This window comes from Stenotrophomonas sp. YJH_SMC_119 (assembly GCF_059368315.1).
The window spans coordinates 268955-295080 of sequence record NZ_JCAFRP010000003.1; the positions used below are offsets into that span (position 1 = coordinate 268955).

26 protein-coding genes are annotated in these 26126 nt (G+C 66.9%); 12 read left to right on the top strand and 14 right to left on the bottom strand.

The window, feature by feature from the left end:
* Position 1 precedes the first annotated feature (1 nt).
* From AC5P6S_RS07225 to AC5P6S_RS07235, 3 genes are read right to left on the bottom strand one after another with little or no spacing between them, the layout of a single operon-like run.
* Positions 2–694, bottom strand: coding sequence for a Rossmann-fold NAD(P)-binding domain-containing protein (locus tag AC5P6S_RS07225; RefSeq protein WP_032963797.1), 693 nt, complete (start codon positions 692–694; stop codon positions 2–4).
* Between the two features lie 11 nt (positions 695–705).
* Entirely contained in the window at positions 706–1380 is a 675-nt protein-coding gene (locus AC5P6S_RS07230; RefSeq protein ID WP_049397282.1) for a ChrR family anti-sigma-E factor, read from the bottom strand.
* On the bottom strand, positions 1377–2000 hold the full coding sequence (locus AC5P6S_RS07235) for a sigma-70 family RNA polymerase sigma factor (protein ID WP_005409629.1): 624 nt from the start codon (positions 1998–2000) through the stop codon (positions 1377–1379). The genes AC5P6S_RS07230 and AC5P6S_RS07235 overlap by 4 nt, the downstream gene beginning before the upstream one ends.
* Positions 2001–2134: 134 nt before the next feature.
* Here AC5P6S_RS07235 and AC5P6S_RS07240 point away from each other — a divergent pair, with 134 nt between their 5' ends.
* The 11 genes from AC5P6S_RS07240 (at position 2135) to AC5P6S_RS07290 (ending at position 13262) form a co-directional block, all read left to right on the top strand.
* Positions 2135–2902: a hypothetical protein gene (locus tag AC5P6S_RS07240; RefSeq protein ID WP_099527369.1), complete on the top strand. Its 768-nt coding sequence runs from the start codon at positions 2135–2137 to the stop codon at positions 2900–2902.
* Between the two features lie 80 nt (positions 2903–2982).
* On the top strand, positions 2983–3933 hold the full coding sequence (locus AC5P6S_RS07245; protein WP_005409627.1) for an acyl-CoA desaturase: 951 nt from the start codon (positions 2983–2985) through the stop codon (positions 3931–3933).
* A gap of 1 nt (position 3934) precedes the next feature.
* The gene (locus AC5P6S_RS07250; protein WP_062607023.1) at positions 3935–5212 is read left to right on the top strand and encodes an NAD(P)/FAD-dependent oxidoreductase; all 1278 of its coding nucleotides are present in this window, start codon (positions 3935–3937) and stop codon (positions 5210–5212) included.
* Positions 5209–5976 carry a DUF1365 domain-containing protein gene (locus AC5P6S_RS07255; RefSeq protein WP_495204544.1) on the top strand — a complete coding sequence of 256 codons (768 nt, stop codon included), beginning with the start codon at positions 5209–5211 and terminating at the stop codon, positions 5974–5976. The genes AC5P6S_RS07250 and AC5P6S_RS07255 overlap by 4 nt, the downstream gene beginning before the upstream one ends.
* Positions 5973–7232 carry an SAM-dependent methyltransferase gene (locus AC5P6S_RS07260; RefSeq protein WP_012480156.1) on the top strand — a complete coding sequence of 420 codons (1260 nt, stop codon included), beginning with the start codon at positions 5973–5975 and terminating at the stop codon, positions 7230–7232. The genes AC5P6S_RS07255 and AC5P6S_RS07260 overlap by 4 nt, the downstream gene beginning before the upstream one ends.
* 1 nt (position 7233) lies before the next feature.
* Complete coding sequence (locus AC5P6S_RS07265; protein ID WP_012480155.1) at positions 7234–7779, top strand: DUF2878 domain-containing protein; 546 nt, start codon at positions 7234–7236, stop codon at positions 7777–7779.
* On the top strand, positions 7776–8561 hold the full coding sequence (locus tag AC5P6S_RS07270; RefSeq protein ID WP_012480154.1) for a DUF1295 domain-containing protein: 786 nt from the start codon (positions 7776–7778) through the stop codon (positions 8559–8561). Before AC5P6S_RS07265 ends, AC5P6S_RS07270 begins: the two co-directional genes overlap by 4 nt.
* Complete coding sequence (locus tag AC5P6S_RS07275; protein ID WP_099473145.1) at positions 8558–9631, top strand: SAM-dependent methyltransferase; 1074 nt, start codon at positions 8558–8560, stop codon at positions 9629–9631. The genes AC5P6S_RS07270 and AC5P6S_RS07275 overlap by 4 nt, the downstream gene beginning before the upstream one ends.
* Before the next feature lie 8 nt (positions 9632–9639).
* Positions 9640–10173 (top strand): lipocalin family protein, encoded by a 534-nt coding sequence (locus tag AC5P6S_RS07280; protein WP_005413302.1) that lies wholly within the window; start codon positions 9640–9642, stop codon positions 10171–10173.
* Between the two features lie 33 nt (positions 10174–10206).
* Complete coding sequence (locus tag AC5P6S_RS07285; RefSeq protein WP_241895586.1) at positions 10207–10953, top strand: LuxR C-terminal-related transcriptional regulator; 747 nt, start codon at positions 10207–10209, stop codon at positions 10951–10953.
* Between the two features lie 2 nt (positions 10954–10955).
* Positions 10956–13262, top strand: a complete 2307-nt coding sequence (locus AC5P6S_RS07290) for an ATP-binding protein (protein WP_171956705.1) — start codon at positions 10956–10958, stop codon at positions 13260–13262.
* Here the strand turns inward: AC5P6S_RS07290 and AC5P6S_RS07295 are convergent, their stop codons facing one another.
* From AC5P6S_RS07295 to AC5P6S_RS07335, 9 genes are all read right to left on the bottom strand, one after another.
* On the bottom strand, positions 13263–14018 hold the full coding sequence (locus tag AC5P6S_RS07295) for a SapC family protein (RefSeq protein WP_005409617.1): 756 nt from the start codon (positions 14016–14018) through the stop codon (positions 13263–13265).
* Positions 14019–14128: 110 nt separating this feature from the next.
* Positions 14129–14401, bottom strand: a complete 273-nt coding sequence (locus AC5P6S_RS07300) for a hypothetical protein (protein ID WP_005409616.1) — start codon at positions 14399–14401, stop codon at positions 14129–14131.
* Positions 14402–14653: 252 nt separating this feature from the next.
* Positions 14654–16690 carry an elongation factor G gene (gene fusA / locus AC5P6S_RS07305; RefSeq protein WP_065183791.1) on the bottom strand — a complete coding sequence of 679 codons (2037 nt, stop codon included), beginning with the start codon at positions 16688–16690 and terminating at the stop codon, positions 14654–14656.
* 469 nt (positions 16691–17159) lie between these two features.
* The gene (locus AC5P6S_RS07310) at positions 17160–17909 is read right to left on the bottom strand and encodes a hypothetical protein (RefSeq protein WP_043033550.1); all 750 of its coding nucleotides are present in this window, start codon (positions 17907–17909) and stop codon (positions 17160–17162) included.
* Between the two features lie 64 nt (positions 17910–17973).
* Positions 17974–18735, bottom strand: coding sequence for a heme ABC transporter ATP-binding protein (locus tag AC5P6S_RS07315; protein WP_024957366.1), 762 nt, complete (start codon positions 18733–18735; stop codon positions 17974–17976).
* A complete protein-coding gene (locus AC5P6S_RS07320) occupies positions 18732–19775 on the bottom strand; it encodes a FecCD family ABC transporter permease (RefSeq protein ID WP_012480148.1) in 1044 nt (347 codons plus the stop codon). The genes AC5P6S_RS07315 and AC5P6S_RS07320 overlap by 4 nt, the downstream gene beginning before the upstream one ends.
* Positions 19772–20821 carry a heme/hemin ABC transporter substrate-binding protein gene (locus AC5P6S_RS07325; protein WP_065183790.1) on the bottom strand — a complete coding sequence of 350 codons (1050 nt, stop codon included), beginning with the start codon at positions 20819–20821 and terminating at the stop codon, positions 19772–19774. The genes AC5P6S_RS07320 and AC5P6S_RS07325 overlap by 4 nt, the downstream gene beginning before the upstream one ends.
* A gap of 51 nt (positions 20822–20872) precedes the next feature.
* A complete protein-coding gene (locus tag AC5P6S_RS07330; RefSeq protein WP_065183789.1) occupies positions 20873–22249 on the bottom strand; it encodes a YncE family protein in 1377 nt (458 codons plus the stop codon).
* Between the two features lie 122 nt (positions 22250–22371).
* Positions 22372–23400, bottom strand: coding sequence for an alpha/beta hydrolase (locus AC5P6S_RS07335; protein WP_065183788.1), 1029 nt, complete (start codon positions 23398–23400; stop codon positions 22372–22374).
* 321 nt (positions 23401–23721) lie between these two features.
* Here AC5P6S_RS07335 and AC5P6S_RS07340 point away from each other — a divergent pair, with 321 nt between their 5' ends.
* Positions 23722–24096, top strand: a complete 375-nt coding sequence (locus AC5P6S_RS07340) for a hypothetical protein (protein WP_005413292.1) — start codon at positions 23722–23724, stop codon at positions 24094–24096.
* Between the two features lie 73 nt (positions 24097–24169).
* On the opposite strand, the gene AC5P6S_RS07345 is transcribed toward AC5P6S_RS07340, so the two are convergent.
* The gene (locus tag AC5P6S_RS07345) at positions 24170–24559 is read right to left on the bottom strand and encodes a DUF805 domain-containing protein (RefSeq protein ID WP_005413291.1); all 390 of its coding nucleotides are present in this window, start codon (positions 24557–24559) and stop codon (positions 24170–24172) included.
* 161 nt (positions 24560–24720) lie between these two features.
* The gene (locus AC5P6S_RS07350; protein WP_231110314.1) at positions 24721–26019 is read right to left on the bottom strand and encodes a replication-associated recombination protein A; all 1299 of its coding nucleotides are present in this window, start codon (positions 26017–26019) and stop codon (positions 24721–24723) included.
* Positions 26020–26126: the final 107 nt, after the last annotated feature.

Below are 26126 nucleotides of genomic sequence, written 5' to 3' on the forward strand. Positions count from 1 at the left end.
CTCAGGAGGCCGGGTCGACTACGCCAGCGGCGATCCGGTTGATGTCCGCGCACTCCACCGTGGCCGGCGGATGCTCCCTGCCGGCCAGTGCAATCATCGCCTGACCGAGAGCCAGATTGCTGGTCATCAGCGATGGCGCAATCGCGCTGGCCAGCTTCATCAACGGCGCGCCGCCCCAGTACAGGGGCTTCAACAGGGCATGACGGGTGCCGGTGCCCGGGACCGGCCTGACACCGCCCGGGCGCAGCATCACGGTGCGCACCGGCAGGCCCTGCAATGCGACCTCGGTCTCGCCCTTGATCCTCAACGGCATCAGCCGGCTCCGAGGGTCCGCGCCGGCACCGGATACATACAGAAAGCACCCTTCGGGATTCGCAACCGCCCAGGCACGGGCCACCGCCAGGGTGGTGTCCAGGGTCACGCGTCGGTACTCGGCCTCTGCCGTGCCAACAGGTGGCGCCCCGGCACAGTAGAAGCAGGCATCGAACCCGGCCAGTTCATCCGACCGGTCCTGGATGCGCAGGAAGTCCGGAACGATCAGTTCGCTGCCGGCGCCGCTCAGACTTCCCGGATGGCGGACCAGCGCTGTCAGGCGGGACACCTGTGGTGAGCGTTGGCAGGCCAACGCCACACCCTGCCCGACCAGGCCTGCGGCACCGGTCAACAGAATCCGTAATGCGCCCGTCCCGGCCATCGTCGTCCCCGCTAGAGTTTCACGAAACGCTGGATCTTCCGCGCCAGCCAGCCACTGAACACCAGCGGCGCATCCAGCGCTGACACGCAGATGCAGGGGACACCGGGCGCGGTCACCGGTTGATGCTCCACGTCTTCGTCCAGATCTGCCACGTCGCCCGGCGCGAACAGCCCCAGCGCATCGTTGTACGAACCCCGCAGGATCTGGGTCAGTTCGCTGCGGCCATGGCTGTGCATGGGCAGGCATTTGCCCGGGGCGATCTTCAGCATGATCAGCGAAGGCATCTGCTCTGCACGGATGCAGTGCACGCCCGGCGCCATCCAGCGCCAGCGCAGGTCGCTGAGCGAGGCGCCGAAGTACGGATGCAGCGATGCAGGCAGACGGTCCGGATTGGCCTCGGGGCGCTCCTTCGGCACGGGGCGTGCGACCCCAGCCATGGGCACCGGCGCCTCCGTGGCCAGCTGCATCAGCATTGCCTCGCGCAGTTGTTCGCGTCGCGTCTCCGCTGCAGGTGGTTGGGTCTGCTCCAGCAGCACCGAGCCGATCGCTTCGGCGTCACGCAGGCGCTGACGGCAATGCGGGCACTGCTCCAGATGGGCACCGGCGACGATGCTCAACGGCGCCGGCAGCGCGCCGGCGGCATAGCTCATCAGGGTCGATTCGTGCAGATGGTGGTGCGGATTCACAGCGCACCTCCCACTTTGGCCTGAAGCTGCAGAAAGGCGCGGCGCAGGTGCGATTTGACCGTTCCCAGCGGCATGCCCAGCGCCTCTGCGATCTCGCTGTGGCTCTTGGCCTCGAAATAGGACATCCGCACCAGCCGCGCCTGTACGGCGGGCAGTTCGTTGATGCGCTGGCGCAGACGTGCCTGGTCGGCGAACTGCTCGGCACTGCTGCGCTCGATCACATCCAGTGTGGCAGCGTCCTCCACCGCTGCCTGCACCTGCATCCAGCTGCGCTCGCGACGGATGCGATCGATATGCAGGTTTCGCGCAATCCGGTACAGCCACGTACTGAGGGCGCCTTGGGCTGCATCGTAGTCGGCTGCCCGCAGCCACAGGCGCAGCAGGCATTCCTGGGCCAGTTCCTCGGCGACGCCGTCGGGTGCACCCAGGCCACGCAGGTACACGCACAGCCGCGGCATGAAGTAGTCATAGATCCGCATGAAACAGTCGCGGTCGCGCAGGCGCGCCACGCCGTCCATGTCACCGGCCCAGTTCGTCGGCTCGCTGCTCGGCTGCTGGGAACTGGACACGGTGCGTGCGCTATCGAAGTTGAGGAGTGTGCTGGCGGCGTCAGGGTACATCTGGGTTCGCGGCGGGCGGGTGAAGGTCTGTCCTCTGTACGCGCAGGGGCAGCAATTGGATGCAGACGGCACGACGCATCCAACCGGCCGCCCCCGCCGTATGACCTGGGCCCTCCTCTTCCGGATGAAGACCCATGCGCACTGCCTGGCTGCTGATGTGCCTGCCCCAAGCCGTGCTGGCGGCACCCTGGTTGCGAAGCGAGGGCGTGGCCACCTCCGCGCAGGGCGACCTCCTCTACCGTGAAGTGCACTGGCGACGCGAGGCAACGGAGGGCGCCGAGCGCTGGGTGCTGTACCAGTGCCCGGATGGCCAACCCTTCGCCCGCAAGCATCTGCCCGCCAGCGCCCGCCCACAGGCACGGGGATATTCGCTGGAGGACCGCCGCAGCGGCCAGACCGCCGAGGTCGACGCCGCTGGCGACTCGGTGTCGATTGCATGGAAGGAGGATGCCGCCAGTGAGCTGCGCAGGCGCCGGCTTGAACAGCCGGCGGACGCGGTGATCGATGCGGGGTTTGATGCCGCAGTACGCCTGCACTGGCCGGCGCTGCTGCGCGGCGAGCGCATCACACTGCCGTTCCTGGTGCCTGCACGCCAGCGCTACTTCCCGGTGCAGGTGCGGCGCATCGGCCCGGTACGCTGGCAGGGCATCGACGCCCAGGCCATCGAGGTCAGCCTGGACACCTGGTACGGCGGCATCGCGCCGCGCCTGGCCCTGGTCTACGCCACGGCCGACCGTCGTCTGCTGGAGTTCCGCGGCACCAGCAACCTGCGCGATGCGCGCGGCACTTATCCGCAGGTGACGGTGCGCTTCCGCTCGCCAGCTGCCGAGCGACCGGCAGGTGACTGGCAACAGGCGTGGGCGCAGCCCCTGGCCGAGCGTTGCGCCGTGACGCCCAGGTGAAGCGAAATTCAGTTCGAAGTGGCGCATCCATTGCGCACCCTGCTGCGTAAAGGAAGACACGACACCCGCCGAGATCCGCCATGGCCTCTGTAGCGCCCCTCCCCCGTCGACGCTGGCGCCTGCTGCGTACGTTGCAGCGGTGGGTGGATACCAGCAACGCCACAGAGACCACCGGCGAACAGCCAGGACGCATCGACTGGGTGCGCGCGGTACCCTTTGCACTGATGCACCTGGCCTGCATCGCGGTGATCTGGGTGGGCGTGTCATGGACGGCGGTCGTCGTGGCCACGGCACTCTACGCCGTGCGCATGTTCGCCATCACGGCGTTCTATCACCGCTACTTCTCGCACCGCACCTTCCAGGCATCGCGTCCGGTGCAGTTCGTGTTCGCGGTCATCGGCGCGTCCAGCGTGCAGCGCGGTCCGCTGTGGTGGGCCGCCCATCATCGCCACCACCATCGGCATGCCGACCAGCCGCTGGACCCGCATTCGCCGCGCGAAGGCGGCTTCTGGCGCAGCCACATGGGCTGGTTCCTCACCCGCGAGGCATTCGCGACCGATCTGTCGCGGGTACCTGACCTGGCGCGCTTCCCCGAACTGCGCTGGCTTGACCGTTTCGATACCGCCATTCCCGTGCTGCTGGCCATCGGACTGTATGCATTGGGTGCAGCACTGGAACGCTGGGCGCCCGGCCTGCACACCACGGGCCCGCAGTTGCTGGTGTGGGGCTTCTTCATCTCCACCATCGTGCTGTTCCACGCCACCGTCACCATCAATTCGCTGGCCCACCGTTTCGGCCGCCGCCGCTTCGAGACCCGCGACGACAGCCGCAACAACCTGTGGCTGGCGCTGCTCACCTTCGGTGAGGGCTGGCACAACAACCATCACTTTTTCCCCGGCACCGTGCGCCAGGGCTTCCGCTGGTGGGAAGTGGATCTGACCTGGTACGGGCTGCGCGCGATGGCGGCGCTGGGCCTGGTCAAAGGGCTCAAGCCCATCCCCGAGTGGGTTCTGGCCAAGGCGAGGTACTGAGATGCGCATCGCGGTCATCGGCTCGGGTATCGCGGGGCTGGCCAGTGCCTGGTGGCTGGATGGCCAGCACGACGTCACGCTGTTCGAGGCCAACGATTACCTCGGCGGCCACACCCATACCCACGACGTGCAGGTGGCGGGCCGAGGCATGGCGGTGGATACCGGTTTCATCGTCTTCAACCCCCAGCACTATCCCTTGCTGTCGGCGCTGTTCGACGAGTTGGGCGTGGCCTCGCAACCGACCACGATGAGTTTCTCCATGCACAGTGAGCGCAGCGGCGTGGAGTACAACGCCACCTCGCTGGATGGGCTGTTCTGCCAGCGCCGCAACCTGATATCGCCGCGCTTCTGGGGCATGCTGGCCGACCTGCGCCGGTTCTATCGCGACGCGCCGTTGCTGCTGGCCGAAGAAGACGGGCCCACGCTCGGTGATTACCTGCGCAGCCAGCGCTATGGCGAGGCGTTCATCGACGAGCACCTGCTGCCGATGGCCTCGGCGCTGTGGTCCTCGCCGACGGCCACCGTGCAGGCGTTCCCGGCGCGCTACCTGGCCCAGTTCATGGCCAACCACCAGATGCTGCAGATGACCGGGCGGCCAAGCTGGCGGGTGGTCAGCGGGGGATCGACGCGCTACGTGGATGCGCTGCGTCGCCGCTGGCGCGTGCATGAGCGGCTCCAATGTCCGGTCAGCAGGGTCGAGCGCATGCCCTGGGGTGCACGCGTGCACAGCAGCGCCGGCGTGGAGGCCTTCGACGAAGTGATCCTGGCCTGCCACAGCGACCAGGCACTGGCGTTGCTTGCCGACGCAGATGCCGTCGAGCGTGAGGTCCTCGGCGCCATCCGCTATCAGTCCAACGAAGCGGTGCTGCATACCGATGCGTCGTTGCTGCCGCGCAACCGCAAGGCGTGGGCGGCCTGGAACGCGCACGTACCACGGGATCGCGCGGCGCCCTGCACGGTCAGCTACTGCATGAACCTGCTGCAGGGCCTGCCGGGCGACATCCCCCTGGTAGTGACCCTCAACCGCAGCGAGGCAATCGATCCGGCCAAGGTGCTGCGGACCCTGCATTACGCGCACCCGGTACACGACCACGCTGCAGTGCGCGCACAGCAGCGCTGGGCGGAACTGCAGGGCCGCCGCCACACATGGTTTGCAGGCGCCTATTGGGGCTGGGGATTCCACGAGGATGGCATCCGCAGTGCCCGCCACGTGGTCGATGCCCTGCAGGCCTGCGCTCCACATCGGAACGTATCCGCCTCGGATGAGGTGGCGGCATGAGTGCCAGCGCGCTCTACATCGGGCAGGTGATGCATCGCCGGCATCATCCGCATCCGCATGCATTCCGTTACCTCATCGCGCAGCTGCTGCTCGACCTGGATGAACTCGACACGGTGTTCGCCGGGCGCTGGTTGTGGTCGGTCAATCGCCGCAACCTGGCCGAGTTCCGCCGCAGCGACTACTTCGGTGATCCCGCGCGGCCGCTGGCCGATGCGGTGCGCGACCACGCTGCAGGCACGCTTGGCTACCGGCCAGCCGGTCCGGTGCGCCTGCTCACCCACCTCCGCTTCGCCGGGCATGTCTTCAACCCGGTCAGCTTCTACTACTGCTACCAGGCCGACGGCAGCACGCTGGACTGCATCGTGGCCGAGATCACCAATACCCCCTGGAAGGAACGGCACGCCTATGTGCTGCCGGTCGCCACGGCCCTCCACGAAGGGGCGTCATTGCGCTGGCAGTTCGACAAGCGCTTCCATGTCTCGCCGTTCATGCCGATGGATTGCCGCTACGACTGGCGCTTCAACCGACCGGACCAGGACCTGCGCGTGCACATGCAGGTCTGGCGCGACGGGGTGCGCCAGTTTGATGCGACCCAGGCCATGCAGCGACATGCCTTGAACGGCCGCGGGCTGGCCCGGGTGCTGGCCTGCTATCCGCTGATGACCACCCAGGTGGTGGCCGCCATCCACTGGCATGCACTTCGGCTGTGGATGAAACGCAACCCCGTGCACGACCACCCTGCTCTTGCCGAGAAACCACGATGAACTCGATGACCCCTCTGGTCGCCCTGCCGCGCCCCGGCGCCCTGGATGCGTTCCTGCGCCGCCGCCTGCTGGCCCAGCTTGCCCCCATGCGCGACGGTCGCCTGTGCGTACGTGACGCATTGGGCGAGGTCTGGCTGGGCGATGCCTGTGGCGAACTGCATGTCACCGTCACCATCGATGACCCGGGGTTCTATCGCAAGGTTGCAGCGCAAGGCAGTGTGGGCGCAGGTGAAAGCTACATCCAGGGCGAATGGCACTGTGATGATCTGGTGGCACTGATCCGGCTGTTGGTACGCAATCGCGACCTGCTGGACGGCATGGAGCGTGGCCCGGCCCGCGTGGGTGGCTGGCTGCTGCGGGGCTGGAACCGCCTGCGCCGGAACAGCCGTGAGGGCAGCCGCCGCAACATCGCCGCGCACTATGACCTGGGCAACGATTTCTTTGCCCTGTTCCTGTCGCCGGACCTGATGTACTCGTCGGCGTTGTTCGCCAGTGAGTCCGAACCACTCGAATCGGCCTCGCGGCGCAAGCTGGACCGCATCTGCCAGCAGCTGCAGCTCAAACCCGGCGACCGCGTGGTGGAAATCGGCACCGGCTGGGGTGGTTTCGCGGTCCATGCCGCCCGGCACTATGGCTGCCATGTCACGACCACCACCATCTCTGCAGAACAGCATGCGCTGGCCGCCCGGCGCGTACGGGAGGCGGGCCTGCAGGACCAGGTCACGCTGCTGATGCAGGACTACCGCGACCTGCAGGGCCAGTTCGACAAGCTGGTGTCGATCGAGATGATCGAAGCGATCGGCGCCGAATACCTGGACACCTACATGGCCACGCTGCAGCGCCTGCTCAAGCCTGATGGCGTTGCCCTGCTGCAGGCCATCACCATCGAGGACCACCGCTACGAACAGGCCCGGCGCAGCGTCGATTACATCAAGCGCTATGTGTTCCCGGGCAGCTTCATCCCATCGATCAACGCGATCATGGCCGCCAAGAGCCGATCCAGCGACCTGCAGCTGATCGCCCAGCAGGATTTCGGCCACTCCTACGCATTGACCCTTCGCGCCTGGCGCCAACGTTTCCTGGCCCAGCTGCCGGCAGTGCAGGCGCAGGGTTTTGACGCGCGCTTCTGCCGGCTGTGGGAATTCTACCTGGCCTATTGCGAGGGTGGCTTCCTGGAACGTTCGATCGGCGTCTCGCATCTGCTGCTGGCCCGTCCGGACCACCGGCCCATTTTCGCTGCGACCGACAGCCACTGACATGCATCGCTTCTGGGCCAATCTGCTCGGCAACCAGCTGGTCTGGCTGTGTGCCGTGGCCGGCGCGAGCCGCGGCTGGCAGTGGCCCGCGCTACTGGCCGCTTCGCTCTACATCGGCAGCCAGCTGTTGACCTCACCGCGCCCCCGGCTGGATCTGCGGCTGTTGATGTTGGCACTGGCCTGCGCATGGCTGGTCGACGCCAGTGCCGCCGCCAGCGGCACGGTGCGCTACGCGGCGGCCCCACTGGGTTGGGCGCCACCGCCGTGGATCATGGCGTTGTGGGCGGCGTTCGCGATGACGCTGACCACGTCGATGCGCTTCCTGCAGCACCACCCGGCCCTACCGGCCCTGTTCGGCCTGCTGCTGGCACCGCTGGCCTATCTGTCTGCCGCACGCGGTTTCGACGCAGTGCGGTTCGCAGATCCCGTATGGCCAGGACTGCTGGTGCTGGGCGCGGGCTGGAGCATTGCGCTTTCCCTGCTGTGCCGGACCGCCCGTCGCGGCATGCACATCCCGCAGCCGCCCTTCGCAGGAGCGTCGTCATGATCAATCTGATGTGGGTCCTGCTGTACGCCGTACTGGTGATGAGCTGGGGCTGGGCCTGGCAGCGCCGCCACCACAACATCGGCGTGGTCGATGTGCTCTGGGCAAAGGGCGTGGGCGCCTCGGCGCTGTTGCTGGCGCTGCTGGGCGACGGTGCGGTGATGCCGCGGATCGCGCTGGGCGTGCTCGGCGGCTTGTGGGGCAGTCGACTCGCCCTGCATCTGTGGCACCGGGTCCGTCACGAAGAAGAGGACGGACGCTACCGCTACCTGCGCCAATACTGGCACGGCCACCAGGGCAAGATCTTCGGCTTCTTCATGGCGCAGGCGCTGCTGATCCTCCTGTTCGCCCTGCCCTTCGTGGCGGTGGCTGCCAACCCTCGGGCCGACCTGACCCTGTGGGTGGTGGCCGCAGCGCTGGCCTGGCTGCTGAGCGTCGGCGGCGAAAGCCTGGCCGACCGCCAGTTGGCCCGCTTCCGCGCCGACCCGGCGAACAGGGGCCGCACCTGCCGCGCCGGGCTCTGGCGCTATTCCCGCCACCCCAACTACTTCTTCGAGTGGCTGCACTGGTTCACTTATGTCCTGCTCGCGGTCGGCTCGCCACTGTGGTGGCTGGCCTGGGCCGGCCCGCTGCTGATGTACGTGTTCCTGCGCTATCTGAGCGGCGTTCCATTCACCGAGAAACAGGCGCTGCGCAGCCGCGGCGACGACTATCGCGCCTACCAGCGCAGTACACCGATGTTCTTTCCCTGGTTTCCCCGTTCTTCCAAGGAGCATTCCGCATGAGCGCGATCCCGTCACTGAACCCAGCCGAAGATGCGGAAACCGGGTTGATCGCCTGGGCCGAACGCGGGCTGATCCCCGATGCGGCGCTGCGTGCGGGCATCCGCCGCTTGTGCGCGCAGCGCCTGCATGAAGAAAGCGAGGGTGGCATCGAAGGCCAATCGGCACGCTTCAGCCGGCGCATCGTCGAGCTGGCCGACAGCCCGCTCGCGTTGCATACCGACGCAGCCAACCGCCAACACTATGAAGTGCCGGCAGCCTTCTTCCAGGCCTGCCTGGGCAAGCGACTGAAGTACAGCAGCTGCTACTACCCCACCGGGCGCGAAACGTTGGACCAGGCGGAGGACGCCATGCTGGAACTGTACGGCCAGCGCGCCGGACTGGCCGATGGCCAGCAGATTCTTGAGCTGGGCTGCGGCTGGGGCTCACTGACCCTGTGGATGGCCGAACGCTACCCGCAGGCGCATATCACCGCCGTCTCCAACTCGCACAGCCAACGCCAGCACATCATGGCGCAGTGCCAGGCGCGCGGCCTGGACAACGTCGAGGTGCTGACCTGTGACGTCAACCAACTTGATCTGCCGACAGCCCGGTTCGACCGCTGTGTCTCGGTGGAGATGTTCGAGCACGTACGCAACTACGAGCGCCTGCTGGCAGGCATCGCACGGTGGCTGAAACCGGATGGCGCGTTGTTCGTGCACATCTTCGCCCATCGCACACTGATGTACCCGTTCGAGACAGACGGCGGCGACAACTGGATGGGCCGCCACTTCTTCACCGGCGGCCTGATGCCGGCCGCCGACACGCTGCTGCATTTCCAGCGCGACCTGCGCCTGGACCAACGCTGGTTGCTGGACGGCACCCACTACCAGCGCACGGCCGACCACTGGCTGGCCAACCAGGATGCCGCCCGCGAGCAGGTGATGCCGGTGCTGATCGCCACCTACGGCCAGGCTGCAGCGAAGGTCTGGTGGCAGCGCTGGCGGATGTTCTGGATGGCATGTGCCGAACTGTTCGGCTACGACGACGGCCAGCAGTGGCTGGTCGCCCACTATCTGTTCCGACCCCGCTGAGGTGCCCCATGCGCATGTTCTCGCTGCTTCCGCTGATCGCAGTCGGCCTGTTCGGCTCGGGCTGCTCCTCCAGCGACACCCGGCCGCTTCCGCGTGCGCCGTCGGTGGATGTGCCACGCTTCATGGGCGACTGGTACGTGATCGCCCATATTCCGTCCTGGCCCGAACGCGATGCCTACGATGCGGTGGAAAGTTATGCCTTGAAGCCCGACGGGCGCATCCAGACCACCTTCACCTATCGCAAGGGCAGCTTCGATGCACCGCAGAAGTCGATGCACCCCATTGGCCGTGTCGAGAAGGAAGGCAATGGCGCGATCTGGGGCATGCAGTTCATCTGGCCGATCCAGGCCGAGTACGTGATCGCCTGGCGGGATGACGACTACCGCCAGACCATCGTGGCGCGCAGCAAGCGCGACTATGTCTGGTACATGGCGCGTACGCCGCAGGTGTCCGACGGCGACTACCAGAAGGCCGTGCAGCGCATCGCCGAGATGGGCTACGACATCCGCCGACTGCGGCGTGTGCCGCAATCCGTCCGGTAGCATTCGATCCCATCAATTGACAGCTCCGAATCGATGGATGCAGCGAATCACTTCTTAGGAATATTCGCAAAAATCAAGCATTTTCGATGTTCGCCGCGACAGCAGCGCCAGAATGGTCATCACGCCCCATGGGCGCCGATCACCTCCCTGCGCATGAATGGACCTCCTGCCCCGCGCCCGCTGCGACTGGCACTACTGGACGACCACGAAGTCGTCCGTCGCGGCACTGCCCTGCACCTCTCCCGCGACGCCCGCTTCCGTATCGTCGCCAGCCACGCCCGCAGCGACGAACTCATCGACAGCCTCCAGCAGATGCGGGTGGATGTCGCGATCATCGATCTGACCCTGGCCCGCGACGATCGCAGCGCGTCCGAGCTGACCCCGCTGCTGCGCGAGCACTTTCCTCGCGTCACCCTGCTCGCTTTTGCGACCCTTTCACCCTCGATCCACATCAACCAGCTCATCGCCACGGGTGTCAGCGGCGTGGTCAGCAAGGCCGAACCACTGCCGATGCTCGCGGACGCGATCGTGCGGGTATCGCAGGGCCTTCCGCGACTGCCACCCGACTGCACGCTGCCGGGAGACTGCGAAGAGCTCAGCCGCAACGAGCGCGAAGTACTGGAGCTCCTGCTGGCGGGCCTGACCGTTTCGGAAATCGCGCTCCGCCGCCATCGCAGCATCAAGACCGTCAGCACACAGAAGGTTGCGGCCCTGCGCAAGCTCAGGCTGCGCAACGATGCCGAGATCTACGCCATGCGGCAGCAGCTGGAATCACCGTGAAGATGCGCGATCGAATGCGTACATCCACCCTCCTGCTGTTGGCGCTCATCCTGCTTCCCGCCGCGTCGGCCGAGGATGCGTCATCACTTGAATGGGGGCCGGGGCGCGAAGTCCGGGTGGCGACCACGCCGTCGCTGCACCCGGTACCCGCTGCACTCGCTGGCGGCACGACGTTGCCAAGCCTGGCCCATGGCTACGCCAATCTGGTTGCACGGCGTTCGCAGCTGCAGTTCCAGGAGCACCAGCATCCCAGCACCGGCGCATCGGTGGCTGCCGTCTGCAGACGCGAAGCGGATCTGGTACTGGTGATTGGCAACCACCTGCAGCCACCCTGCCCCGGCCTGGTGGCATCCAGCACGTTCCGCGGTGGCAAGACGATGCTCGCCGGCCGCAGCGGCGAACGCCTGCCACGCGATATCACGGAACTGGACCACCAGGTCCTGGCCGTGCTCGAAGGGGGGCCGTATGCGGGATGGCTGGCCGCGCGCCATCCGCACGTCCGCCTGCTACACCTGGCCGATCGGCACGCCACGCTGGCAGCTGTTGAAAACGGCACCGCCGATCTGGCAATCGGCCTGGAAACGACCCTGCGGCCCCTGATCCGTCGGCATTTCGCCGGGCACTTGCACCTGCAGCCTTTCGACAGCGATTTCTCCACCGACCTGCACCTGCTTGCGCGCCACGAAGATCGCCAGCTGCTGGAGCGCATCGAGCGGGCATTGCACGACATTACGCTGGAGGAACATGCCGGCCTGTTGCAGCTATGGGCCCAACAGGCGGCCCCCGCCTCGCTGGAGCACGTCCTGGACTGGATGCGTCAGCTGCCCCCGCAGTGGCTGCCGGCCCTGGCTGCCGCATTGGCAGTCGCCCCGTTCCTGTGGCATGCCTGGCACAGGCGCCTGCGTGCTGAAGGCCGTGCCCGCGCCCGCGCGATTGGCATGTTGAGCCACGAGGTGCGCAATTCGGCCCAGGCAGTCCTTGCCTCGATCGACCTGCTCAGCCAGCCGTCGGCGCCCATGGGGCAGCGAGAAGCGCTGGCGGCTGCACATGCCGCGGGCTCCTCGCTGCGCAACCTGCTCAACCGCTCGCTGGAGTTCTCACGCCTGGCCAGCGGCACCTTCAAGCCGCACGTAGAACCTTGCGACATTGCACGACTCTGCCGCCAATCGCTGGATGCAATTCGTCCCCAGGCTCGGCAGCGCGGGCTGGCGCTTCGCTTCGACTGCCTCCCCGAGCCCTGCCCCATTGTCGCCATCGATCCGGAAGGACTGCGCCAGATCATCGACAACCTGCTGGGAAACGCACTCAAGTTCACCGACGTCGGCGGCATCGAGCTGCGCCTTCAACTGACGCCAGGCAACCACCCTCGTGAGCTCATGCTGGATGTGATCGACAGCGGAATCGGCATCACTGCAGAGCAACTCACCGTGCTGTTCCAGCCATTCCAGCAGGGCGGAGACGGCAAGGAGCGCGGAGGCAGCGGATTGGGACTGATGATCGCGCATGCGCTTGCCCGCGCAATGGGCGGCAACCTGTCAGTACACAGCGTCCCCGGGCGCGGCAGTCGCTTCACCCTGCGCCTGCCGGTACGCCCCGCCAAGGCCAAGGTCACGTCAACCGCCAGCGCCGGCGCGGGAACGCCGCTGGGCGGGGTTGAGCTGCTGCTGGTGGAGGACCACGCCCTCAATCGCCGGGTCATCAGCGAGCAGCTGCGCCGCCTGGGTGCCGATGTACACGCGTCTGGCGACGCCGCCAGCGCGCTTGCCGAGCAGGCCGTGAGACCGCGCAGCGTGATCCTGCTCGACATCGGGCTCGGGGACATGGATGGCTATGCGCTGGCCATGCAGTTGCGCAGGCAGGCGCGTGCCCCACTGCGACTGATCGCGCTGTCGGCACGCCGTGATCGTCGGCATGTGGCGCGCTGCCGGAAAGCAGGGTTCGACGCCACCCTGACCAAGCCACTACAGCTTGAGTCACTGCTGCGGGCGCTGGAGCTGCCGGCGACCGGACAGGCCATCGCAACGGGCACAGCCGCAGGTGACCCCGCCTACATCACGGACATCGGCCGCGAGCTGCTGCGGATCGAACAGGCCATCAATGACGCCAGTGCCACTGACCTATGCCATCACGCGCATCGGCTTCAGGGGGCCCTGCAGATATACGGGGCTGCCGCAGAGGCGGACACGGCGGGCGACCTGTGGGAGCTGGGTCGCGACGCCACACCCGACTGGGCCGATGCGCGACGCCTGTTGCGCGTCCTTCAGCAATGGCATGGCTCCCGCGCTGCGGAAGCCATGCCCGGGGCCTGATCAGGCCGCCAGACGCTCGACCTGGCGACGGGTCAGGTCGTTGAAGCGACCCAGCGACATCAGGTGCTGGTGGATCAGCGCCAGCCAACCACTGCGATGCCACTCGATCACAGTGGCTTCCGGCAGCGCGACGAACTTCTCGACGTCGACGACCTGGAAACCATTGAGGTTGAATTCACGGCCATCCGGGGTACGCACGGTGGCGTTGCGCTCGACCAGCAGGCCGTTGTCGATCAGGGCCTTGGAGAAGGCCTGGGTCTGTTCGTGCTCACGGGTGAACTGGCCACAGAACTCCAGCGCCTGCTGCACCATGTCGGTGGCCTTGCCATCGACGAACAGCGGCTGGCCTTCGTCACCGCCCTTGACCACGCGCGAGCTCTCTTCGTCGATGCCCAGCAGGAAATCATTGTCCGAGCCGGTGTCGATGAAGATGAAGGGGTGGCGACGCAGGTAGGCCGGGATATAGGCCTCGTCTTCCCACAGGCCATCCTTGATGAACAGGTTCTGGTCGGATACACCAACGGCAGCCATCGGCACTGCGGTCGGGCCAGCGAAGAGGATCGGGAAGTGGTGCAGCGCCAGCGAGAACTCGCCGAGCACCAGCGGAATGGCGTTGTTGCCCGCGGCAAACTCGAGCCTGCCCGGCAGGATGCGCAGGTCGGCGTGCACATCGGCCTGCAGCGGCACCGGACGGGTGTAGAACAGGGGGGCGTTGCTCGGCGCCGCTTCGGTGGTGGTGTCGCTGGTGGTGGTCATCTTGGGAACCGTTCGATCATGCGCGCCTGCCATCCCGGGCGCGCCAGCGGGAACAACCTGAATCCCGCATTATCAACAAGCTCGATGACAACGGCCACCCCATCGTCGGCCTATTTCAGCTGCAGGGGGTACCGCTGCCAGAGCACATGGACCAGGAAACCGGCCAGTTCGGTGTCACGCGCGCTGACCGCTGCGCGGATCTTGTCCAGCAGCACCATGTCCGAACAGGAGCGCACATCCGCGTGGTTGGCCTGCCCTGCCCGGCGCGCGCGGTAGCGCGCGGCCCGTTGCGCGTCACTCATGGCGTACCCGAACTTGGGCGGACGGCCGCGCTTTCGCGGCAGGGTCAGCTCCAGGGTTCCGGGGTCTTTGTCATCACGCATGAGAAGGGTGCGGGCGGCGGCGAGCAACGGGGGGTGCGCAATTTATCGTGAGGCATCACTTTAATCCAGCCTTTTCTGCAGTTTTGTTGCGATGCAATGCAAAAAAATCGCATCCCGAGGGCCCCATCCACGCATGGCGTGGATCTACTGCAGAGCTCGCGACCCGATCACCCTGTAGATCACGCCATGCGTGGATGCGCGCCCCGAACACAAAAAAGGGGAGCCCGCGAACGGGCTCCCCCCCACGTTTCCTCATGCAGCGCGTACCGGCTCGTAGCCGTGCAGGTGCGCCTCGCTACTCGCCCGCCCCTGGCTGAGCGAACGCAGCGACGTGGTGTAACCCACCAGCTGCGCCAATGGCGCAAAACCACTGACCTCAGCGCGACCGTCCTGGTCCTCGATGCGGGCAATGCGACCGTGGCGCCGGTTGAGGTCGCCGACCACATCGCCCACCGACGCCGACGGCGAATGCACCGTCACCGCCATCACCGGTTCCAGCAGCTGCGTACCACCTTCGGCCAGCGCGGCCTTGATCGCCTCGGCACCCGCGCGATGGAACGCCATCTCCGAAGAGTCCTTGGCATGGGTCTGGCCATCGACAAGACTGACCTCGATGCCGACCACCGGATGACCCTGCGGCCCTTCCGACAGCGCAGCACGTACGCCCTTCTCCACCGCGGCGATGAAGCTGCGCGGCACCACGCCACCGACGATGCGGTCGTTGAACACCACCTGGCCGTCCTCACGCGGCGACACATCCAGCACCACGTGCGCGAACTGGCCCTGGCCACCGGTCTGCTTGACCAGCCGCCCGACGACGCCGGTCATCGCACGCAGCGGCGTCTCCTGGTAGGCCACGCGTGGCGCACCTACGCCCACGCCCACCTTCCATTCGCTGCGCAGGCGCTCGACCATCACCTCCAGGTGCAGCTCGCCCATGCCCCAGACCAGGGTTTCCGCCGTGTCGCGATCGGTTTCGACGCGGAACGACGGGTCTTCCTGGGCCAGGCTGGCCAGGCCCTGCGCCATCCTGATCAGGTCGGCCGCACGCGCCGGCTCCAGGCGCCACGCCAGCACCGGCGCCTGGGCCTGGATGTTCTCCAGGCGCAGCGGCTGCGCACGGCCGCTCAGCGTTTCGCCACTGACCGCATCCTTCCAGCCCAGCACCGCGACAATGTCACCGGCCACGGCCTGCTCGATGTCGTGGGTCTGGTCGGCCTGCACCCGCACCAGCCGGCTGACACGCCGTCCCTGTGGGTGCTGCGAGCTGGCCACCGCGTCGCCCACCTTCAAGGTCCCCGAGTACAGCCGCACGAAGCTCAGCGCGCCGTGTTGCTGGTGGGTGATCTTGAACAGCAGGCCCGCCAGCGGACCGTCCGGATCCGGCGGCAGCACCACCTCGCCGCTCTCGCTTTCGGCGGTCACGGCAGGGCGATCCAGCGGCGACGGCAGGTAATCGACCACCGCATCCAGCAGTGTCTCGATACCCTTGTCCTTGAACGCAGCACCGGCCAGCACGGGCACACCCGCACCCGCCAGCGTCGCCCGGCGGATCGCCGCGCGCAGCTGTTCGGCATCGATCGCGCGACCTTCCAGCCAGGCATCGGCCAGTTGTTCATCGTGATCGGCCACGGCTTCGACCAGCGCATCGCGCTGAGCCTGCCACTGCGCGCGTGCCGCGTCGTCCCACGGGGTCACCGTGGTTACGGCGCCATCCTGCCAGTGCAGTACGCGTTCATCGACCAGGTCGACCCAGCCGTTGAAGCCGCTTTCGCTGCCCAACGGCACGCCCAGTGCCCACGGTCGCGCCTGCAGTTTGTCCTGCAGCTGCTCCAGCACGCGCTCGAACGAAGCACCGACGCGGTCCATCTTGTTGACGAAGGCGATCAGCGGCACGCGATGGCGACGCGCCTGGCGCCACACCGTCTCGGACTGCGGCTGCACGCCGTCCACGGCCGAGAACACGGCCACGGCACCGTCGAGCACGCGCAGTGAACGTTCGACTTCGATGGCGAAGTCGATATGGCCGGGGGTGTCGATCAGGGTCAGCCGATGCGGCGGCAGATCACGTGGCGCCCACTGCGCCTGCACGGCGGCAGCGCCGATGGTGATGCCGCGTTCGCGCTCGATCGCCGAGAAATCGGTGGTTGCATTGCCGTCGTGCACTTCGCCGACGCGGTGGATCTCGCCGCTTTTCCACAGCAGGCGTTCGGTCAGCGTGGTCTTGCCGGCGTCGATGTGGGCAATGATGCCGAGGTTGCGACGGCGGGAAAGGACGTGGGTGTTCATAAAGAGGTTCCTGCAAAGCCAACTTCAGGGGCCGCACACCCCGGTTGGCGACAGGGTGCGCGGCTAGCGTTCGGTCTCGGCGATCTGGTGCATGGCACGTTCTCCTTCGCAGTACTGGGTAGAGTCGAGCAGGTAGCGTCGACTGGGTAGCGTCGACTGGGTAGAGTCGACTGTTAGTCGACTAACAAAAAACAAAAACGAAAAGAGCGCCCCGGAGGGCGCTCTGTCGAAGGTCCAGCGATGGCCGCTTCAACGGCCTCGTGGGGCTCCAGGCAGACACGCCCGTTCCGCGCTTGCGCGGGTCAGGGTGAAAAACTTCAGGAGCGGCATCCGGTTCATGGGGCGCATTCTAGACCTGCCAATCTGGCGCGCAAGTGAATATTGCACACATTAATAGAACGATGAAGCCGACCGACATCGGGGTCGGGTCCCTTTGCCCAAAGCAAAGGGCTCTGACCCCTGCCATGCCCTACTTGCAGTCGTGCAGCTTGCGCGCCTCACCCACGGTCGCCGCCTGGTCGTCGCCCATCGAGATCCACCCCTTCAGCGACGTCGCCGGGTCCATGTGTGGCAGCCGTGCGCCACCGTGGACAACCACTTCGGTCCAGCTGCCCACCGGCGCCAGTTCCGACAGGCGTGCCGCCTGATCGTCCTCGGTACTGAACATGTCGTCCGGGCCCGCCGGAGGCGTGGTATTCACGGTTTCCGTCTTGCGGGTCCGGACCCGAAGTGCACCGTCCGGCAGCCGCTGGGTGATCACCTCGTATCGCTCAACACCATACGCCCAGCTGCTTTCGCCAACGCTGCGGGTCTCGCTGCCGTCATCGGCCACGGTCACCACCTCGCCTGCCGGCCCGATGACGCCCGCGACAGCCCCCAGGCCTGACATCAGCGCCTGGTAGACGATCATCTGCCGCTGTTCGGAGGTCAACGCACCGGCCTTGAGCTTGGTCGCAGGAATCTTCAGGTACGCCGTCTCCCTGCACAGCACCAGCACCTGCTGGTCGTCCCAGCTCACCGACATTTCCTCGTTGGCGAAGTACTGCGTCTTCATCGACGTCACAGCGGCACCGTCGCTACTGGAATGCCGGGTCTCGATCAGCGAGGCGTTCTCGGCCGCGTCGGTCAGCGAAACCTGAGCGGTCGACGCCGCATTGGCAGCGCAAGCGGAAGCAATCATTGCGGCGAGCAGCACGCTGCAGGTAACGGTGCGGAACATGGCATCAGTCCATTGAAGAAAACGAAACGATCATGATACCCGGAGCAACCTGGCGGGCCCTCGCTCAGGTCACCACCACCAGCGGCACCCCGCGCCGCGGGTGCTCCAGCACCACCACATCCTGCTGGTAGACCCGCTGCAGGTTGTCTTCGGTCAGCACCTGCAACGGCGTGCCGTCGGCCGCCACCCTGCCCTGTTCCAGCAGCACGATGCGGTCGGCATAGCCGGCGGCAAGATTGAGGTCGTGCAGCACCACGATCACGCACGCACCGGCTTCGGCACAGGCGCGCACACTGCGCAGCGTGCGCTCCTGATGGCGCAGGTCCAGCGCGGCGGTCGGCTCATCCAGCAGCAGCAACGGCGTATCCTGCGCCAGCACACGCGCGAACGTGGTGCGGGCGGACTCGCCACCGGACAGCTGCTGCACCTCGCGCAGGCGCAGCGCCTGCAGTTCGGCGGCATCGATGGCCGCTTCCACCCGGGCATCGTCCGTGACCGGGTCCGGCGGGTGTGGCAACCGGCCCATCGCCACCACCTCCTCTACGCTGAAGGCGAAACGAACGCCGTGCTCCTGCGGCATTACCGCGCGCTCGCGCGCCAGCGGCCCGGCCTTGTAGCTGGCCAGCGGTTTGCCCAACAGGCTCACCTCGCCCGCATCGGCGCGCAGGTCGCCGGCCGCTACCGCCAGCAACGTGGACTTGCCTGCGCCGTTCGGGCCAACCAGCGCAGTCACGGTACCCGGCTCGAACGCCAGCGAGATGCCATGCAGGATCTCGCGCTGCTGGCGGCGCACCACCACCTCGTGCAGCTTCAGCAGTACGCTCATGGCGCCGCCTTGCGGCGCTGCTGCAGCACCAGCCAGAGGAAGAACGGCGCGCCCAGCGCGGCGGAGAACAGGCCCAGCGGAATCTCCGCCGGCGGATCGAGCGTGCGGGCCGCGGTGTCGGCCACCACGATCAGCAGCGCGCCCAGCAGGCCGGACAACGGCAGCAGCCAGCGATGCCCGGGGCCGACCAGCAGGCGCGCCACGTGCGGCACTACCAGGCCCACGAAACTGATCGAACCGGCAAAGGCCACCGCCGCGCCCACCAGCAGCGCACTGAACGCCACCAGGCGACGCCGCGTGCGGGTCACGTCCAGCCCGAGGTGCTGCGCCTGGCGTTCGCCCAGCGCCAGCATGTCCAGCGGCGTGGCCAACCGCTGCAACGCGAACACGCCGATGGCAAACAGGGGCACCACCGCCGCCACATCGGCCCAGTTGGCACGCGCCAGCGAGCCCATCTGCCAGAACACCAGCGACTGCAGTTCGCTTTCGCTGGCGATGTAGGTGAGGAAACCGATCAGCGCCGAGCAGAACGCGGCCATCGCGATGCCGACCAGCAGCAGCGTGGCATTGCCACTGCCTTTCCCGGGCCGCGCCAGCGCATAGGTCAGGCCGATCGCCAGCGCACCGCCAACGAACGCGGCCACTGGCACCAGCCAGCCTGCCGCACCGGCGGCCCCCAGCACGATGGCAGCCACCGCACCCAGCGCAGCGCCCTGGCTGACACCGACGATCCCGGGGTCGGCCAGCGGATTGCCGAACAGGCCCTGCAGGCTGGCACCGGCCATCGCCAGCGACGCACCGACCATCGCGCCCAGCAAGGCACGCGGAATGCGCAGCTGCCAGACCACGGCGAGGTCGCGACTGCTGACCGCCTGCGGATCGAGCAGCCCCAGCTTCACCGCCAACGCCTGCATCACCTCCAGCGGCGGCAGCCGCAGCGGGCCCACGGCGAACGAGGCCAGCACCGCACCCAGCAGTGCCAGCAACGCCACCAGCAACATCGTCCGCCCGCGACGGCGGCGCCGATCCGCCGGACTCATGCCTTCGGCAACGCCGCCAGGGCCTTGGCCAGCGCCAGCGCGCCCGCACCGGAACCAACACTGGTGTACTTCAGCTGCACGTCCGGCATCACCCAGACCCGATTGGCCTGCCCGGCCGGGGTCTGCTTCAGCGTCGGGTACGCCTTCCACAGGCCCTCGGCACCGCCGAACAGCTGCAGGTCATGCTCGGTCACCAGGATCACCTCCGGCGCTGCGGCGACCACGCCTTCATTGCTCAGCTGCGAGTAGTTCTTCACCCCCGCCTCGGTGCCGATGTTGACGCCGCCAGCCAGCGCAATCAGCTGCGCCGAGGCGCTGTCGGCACCGGCAACAGTCGGTGAGCCGCCAGCGCCGGTGGCCGATACGTGGATCAGTCGTGGCGCATGGCCCAGGCCCTTGCCAATCGCTGCAGCCTCGTCGAGCTGACGCTGCACCTGCGTGGCCAGTGCTTGCCCTGCCTCGGCCAGCCCTAGTGCCGCGGCGACCTTGCGCACCTTGTCCGGCGCCGGCTGCAGGTCATCGATGACCACCGCCGGCTCGCCCACCTCGCGCAGCTTCCTGGCCAGTTCGGTGTGGCGGCGCAGGCTGTTGCCGAGGAACAGCGAGCCCTGCAGGCTCAGCACGCCCTCCACGCCAGTGGTGCGGTTGAACAGGAACTGGTGCGGCGCGGCCAGGCCGGCCTGGGTGGTGGTGTTGGTCGGCGCGGCAAATACCTGCTTGCCCAGCCCCAGTGCTTCGATCACCGCGATGACGTCGTCGCCACCGGCGATGATGCGACTGGTATCGGCCACTTCGATATCGGCGCCATCATCGGAATGCACCTTGGCCGGCAGCACCGCCTTCTGGCCGTGCACGGCCGGCATTTCGGCTCCTGCCACGCGCTGCCAGCCTGCCGGCAGCGCGGTTTCCGCAGCGGCCGCCGTTGCTGGGGGCGACTCGGCAGGCGTATTGGCATCAGAGGGAGCCGACGAGCCGCCACAGGCAGCCAGCGCCAGCGAAACAGCGAACGGAAGCGCACACAGGCGCAGACGGGACGCGATGTTCATGCACTTTCTCCTTGCTGGCAGGGCGACGCGCACGCCGCCCCACCGTGTGACTTACTGCTTCGGGGTGATGCGGGTGATGCGGTCACCCTTCGGGTCTTCAGCGCCGCGCGACTTGTTCACCGCGAACACGTTGCCCTTGCCATCGGCGCGGACGTGGTTCGGCAGCGTGCCGCCATCAAGATTGGCGACCACCTTGCCGTCACCGTTCACCACGGTGACCGTGCCAGCGCCACGGTTGCTGACGTAGGCCAGGCCGGAGGCATCATCGAAGGCGACGTTCAGCGCGCCGGCGCCGACCGGCACATCGTGCAGCACCTTGCCGGCGGCCACGTCGACGATCAGCAGGTTGTCGGTGCCCTGCGAGGCCACGTACAGGCGGTTGCGCGCCGCGTCGAAGGCCACGCCCGAGGCACTGATCGAATTGCCCAGATCGATGACCTTCTCGACCTTGCCGCTGGCCACATCGATCACTGCCGCCTCCGGGGTGCCGATGCTGACGGTGAACAGCTTGCCGCCCTTCTCGTCCAGCACCAGGCTCATCGGGGTGAACTTGCCGTCGTCCACGCCGGATTCCAGCGTCACCTGCGGCAGTTCCTTGAAGGTCTTCGCATCGAACACCGACAGGTGGTCCTCGCCGGTGGCAGAGGCGAACACCTTGCCGCGCGTGCCGTCGACCACCACGTCGCGCGCGTGCGGCACGGCATCGACCGGGAACTGGTGGACCAGCGACAGGTCCTTCTGGCCATAGACCGCGATGGAATTCTGGCGGGTGTTGGTGACCCAGACAGTGCCGTTGGTGTCATCCACGCCCACGCCGTAGACCGCATAGACCGCACCGTTGGTGCTGCCCGGCACCTGCGCCGGGGTGATCGCCTTGGTCACCTTCAGCGACTTCGGGTCCAGCTTCAGCAGCTGCGACTGGGTCACCGGCGGGCGACCCACCGCCGAGGTCACGAACACTGCGTTGCTGGCGGCGCTGTAGGCGGACTGGTACAGGCCCGGCACCAGCTTGTTGGACTGGGTGGCGAACTGCGCCTGGCCGGACAGCGGCAGCTGCGGCGAGACGCGCAGCTTCAGCACGGTGGCCGCAGCCGGTTGGCTGGCGCGCACCACCACCGGATGGGTGCCTGGTACCGCGTCGGCCGGAATGCTCAACTGGGCCTTGAAGTTGCCATCCGCGTCGACCACCAGCGGCTGCGCGTTGAGCACGCTGTCGCCACGCAGCAGGCTGACCTTCTGGCCCGGCACGAACCCACGGCCGACCACGTCGGCAGTGCTGCCGGGAACCACGTTCTCACCGCGTGAGACGACTTCACCCTTGAAGGTGGCGTTGGCCGGCTGGTCGAACACCGGCTGCGCGGTGGCGGTCACCGCCAGCAACAGGCCGGCGGCGAGAGAGGTGAGACGGAAAGACGGACGGAACGACATGGAAGGCTCCTTGCACACGTAGGCCGCGCCACGTGACGCGGGATTCATCGGTTGCCTGGGCCGCTGCACGCCGGCAGCCTCGCCTGGGTAGTGGGGTCGCACGGCATCGCGTGCGAAGGGATTCACTCGGCGGCGTTGTCACCACCCGTGGGGGCACCGTCACCGGCGCTGCGGTCGGTCACGCCGTACAGTTCATGCAGCGCGGCATGGAACGCGGCCGGCAGCATCGGGCCGTGTCCCAGCCCCGGGAACTCGCGGTACTGCACGCTCATGCCCGGCACCTTGGCCAACCGTTCTGACAACTGCATCGCCGCATCCGGCGTGGCGCCACCGATGCGGCGCAGATGCGCGACCACCCGTGGGTTGCTCATGTCACGCTTGCCACGATCGCCAACACGCTCGGCACCGCCCAGCATCAACCAGAGCTTTGCCGGCTGGCCATGCACGTTCTGCACGAACTGCTGTTCCGGATCACCCAGCGCCGCGCCCTGGCTCCACCACAGCGAGGGACTGGCCGCCAGATAGGACTGGAAGGCGGCGGGACGGGTGTACAGCGCATTGAGCACGAACAACCCACCCAGCGAGTGGCCCCACAGCGCTTGCTGCTGCGTATCGATGCGTGCGCGACGCTCGACTTCCGGCTTGATGCGGCGTTCGATCACATCCAGGAAGGCCGCAGCACCACCGCCGACCGCCTGGGTCGTACCGCTCTCATCGTCGGCGCGGTCGATCCACGCGGTGTAGTCGCGGGTGCGCGCCTTGGAATCGATGCGCAGGTCATTGTCGTAGCCGATCAGCACCAGCACCGGCGGCGCCTCGCGCGCGGCCAGTTCGGCCAGCAGCGGCTGGTCCAGCACCATGGCGACGGCATTGCCGTCCAGCGCGTAGAGCACCGGGGATGGCGTCTTGCCGGCCTTGGCCGGAATCGCGAGGTTCACCCGCCAGCGGCGTTGCTGGTCGGGACTGTCCACCACGAAATGCTCGAAGCGATAGCTGGCCGCCGGCTCGTCGAGTACGGTATGGCCGATCTTCTGCAGCGGATTGCGCTGCTGCGCATGGGCGTACGGGGTGGCCAGGAGCAGACCCATCATCAAGGCGGCCAGGCCGCGGGCCAGCGGACCACGGCGCGAAGGCGGGACGAAATGCATCATCGGCGGCGGCAGGAGCGGCCAATGGCCGCCCGTTCATAGGGGACCGCAGTCTACCTTAAACGCGAATGATTATCACATCGATCAAACGTCACACTGTGTATCACGCGCGCGATACGTTCATTTTCCCGGTTGCACCGGAAACACTGAATCCACTATTTTGCCCGGCAGCGGGGCGCAGGAGCGCCCTACCCTCGCAGGGCTGCGGATGGATGGGTGATCGAGCCATCGGCCGCGCCCTGTCTATTGCCAAACCTATCCACGCATGTCGTGGATCTACTGACCACCACCCACGGGAATGGATCCCGTGACTGCGAGAACACCTTGAAGCGCACCACCCTGATCGCCCTTTCCCTTGGCCTGCTCGCACCGCTGGCCGCCCATGCCGCACAGGACCTGCCAACGCTCTACCAGGCCTTTGAAGAGGCCGGCAATTCGTCACTGGGCATGGACCAACTCAACCAGACGGTGACATTCACTGCCGTCGCACTGAGCGTTTCCAGCAACCTGGCGGGCGAGCCACTGATCGAGGCCGGCGATGACCAGGGCAATGTCCTGGCCCGGCTGACCAGCGACGACGAACAGCAGGCGGCCAAGCTGGGCGCACTGGAAGAAGGCGCGACCTTCACCGCCAGCTGCACGCTGCAGTTCAGCTCGGGCACCGATTACCTGTCCTTCGGCGATTGCACCATCAAGTAAAGATGAAGCCGGCAAAATGCCGGCTTCATTTCTTTGCCTCTGTAGCGTCGAGCCATGCTCGACTCATGCATCATCACGGCCCCGTAGGCACCGGACCATAAACGTTCTCCTGCGGCGTGCCCGGCAGCAGCGAGAAGATCATGATCACGATCCCGCCCCCCGGCACCAGCGCCAGCAGGAACAGCCAGCCCGACTGGTTGCAGTCATGCAGGCGGCGTACGGTCACTGCGATCAGCGGCACGATCGTGGCCAGCCACATCACACACAGCAGCACCACCATGCCGATCAGGATGCCGGCCAGCGCTTCGGCACTGTTGCGCAGGAGGATCGCCAGCACGCCGGCCAGCAGCATCACTGCCGTTGCGACCAGGAACAGGAACAGCTGGTACATCCAGTACTCGCGGCGGTTCGCGCGGCCCTCGAACTGGGCGTAGCGCTTCAACGGCAGAATCATTTCCTGCACGGCATCGATCCTTGAAAAAGTAGCCGCGCAGTGTGCCAAATGAACGTGCCGGGAACAATGTTGCCACTGCAGGGTCGAGCCGTGCTCGACTGCCTTACCGAATATGCCAACACGCCTGCCAAGAGCGAAGTCGAGCATGGCTCGACGCCACATGAACCGGGTCAGCGGCCCTTCGCGGCGCGCGCAGCCTCGCGCTCGGCGCGCAAACGATCCAGCTTTTCCTTCAACTTGATTTCCAGCCCGCGCGGCACCGGGTTGTAGTACAACCGTTCGCCCATCGCATCCGGGAAACCGGTCTGGTCGAGCGCGATGCCACCCTCCGCATCGTGGTCATACTGGTACTCGGCGCCGTAGCCCAGTTCCTTCATCAGCTTGGTCGGCGCATTGCGCAGGTGCAGCGGCACTTCTTCTGTGCCGCTCTCGCGCACATCGGACTTGGCCTGGTTGAAGGCCGCATAGCCGGCATTCGACTTCGCCGTGCTGGCCAGATAAAGCACCAGCTGGGCGAACGCGAGCTCTCCCTCCGGACTGCCCAGCCGCTCATAGATGTCCCACGCTTCCAGCGCCATGCTCTGCGCACGCGGGTCGGCCAGGCCGATATCCTCGATGGCCATGCGGGTCAGCCGGCGCGCCAGGTAAGACGGATCGCAGCCGCCATCGAGCATGCGGGTCAGCCAGTACAGCGCGGCGTCCGGGTTGGAGCTGCGCACGGATTTGTGCAGCGCCGAGATCTGGTCGTAGAACTGCTCGCCGCCCTTGTCGAAGCGGCGGGTACGATCGGCCAGCACCTGGGTCAGGGTCTGCGGCGTGATGCGCCCACCCTCCCCGCCCGCCAGCTCAGCGGCGATCTCCAGCAGGGTCAGCGCACGGCGCACGTCGCCGTCGGCGGCGGTCGCAATTTCCAGCAGCAGCTCGGGAGCGACCTCGATGTGCTCTTCACCCAGGCCGCGTTCGCGGTCACCCAGCGCACGCTCCAGCGCCTCAACGATGTCTGTGGGCGAAACGCCTTCCAGCACATGCACGCGGCAACGCGACAGCAGCGCCGAATTCAGCTCGAAGGATGGATTCTCGGTGGTGGCACCGACGAACAGGATGGTGCCGCGCTCGATATGCGGCAGGAACGCATCCTGCTGCGCCTTGTTGAAGCGGTGCACCTCATCCACGAACAACACGGTGCGGCGGCCTTCGGCGAAGCGTTGCGCGGCCTCGGCCAGCACCTGGCGCACCTCCGGCAGGCCGGACAGCACGGCAGAGATGGCGCGGAATTCCGCATCGGCGTACTCGGCCAGCAGCAGCGCCAGCGTGGTCTTGCCGCAGCCCGGCGGCCCCCACAGGATCATCGAATGCACGCGACCGGATTCGACCGCGCGGCGCAGCGCACTGTCCGGCGCCAGCAGGCGCTTCTGCCCGACCATTTCGTCCAGGGTGCGGGGGCGCATGCGCTCGGCCAGCGGGCGCATGTGTTCCCGATCGACGCTCAGCAGATCGGGTCCGGGGAATGAAGTGGAGCGATGTCTTGGCACCCGGTCATTGTACCGCGCCGCCCAACGGTAGCGCCGGACCGTGC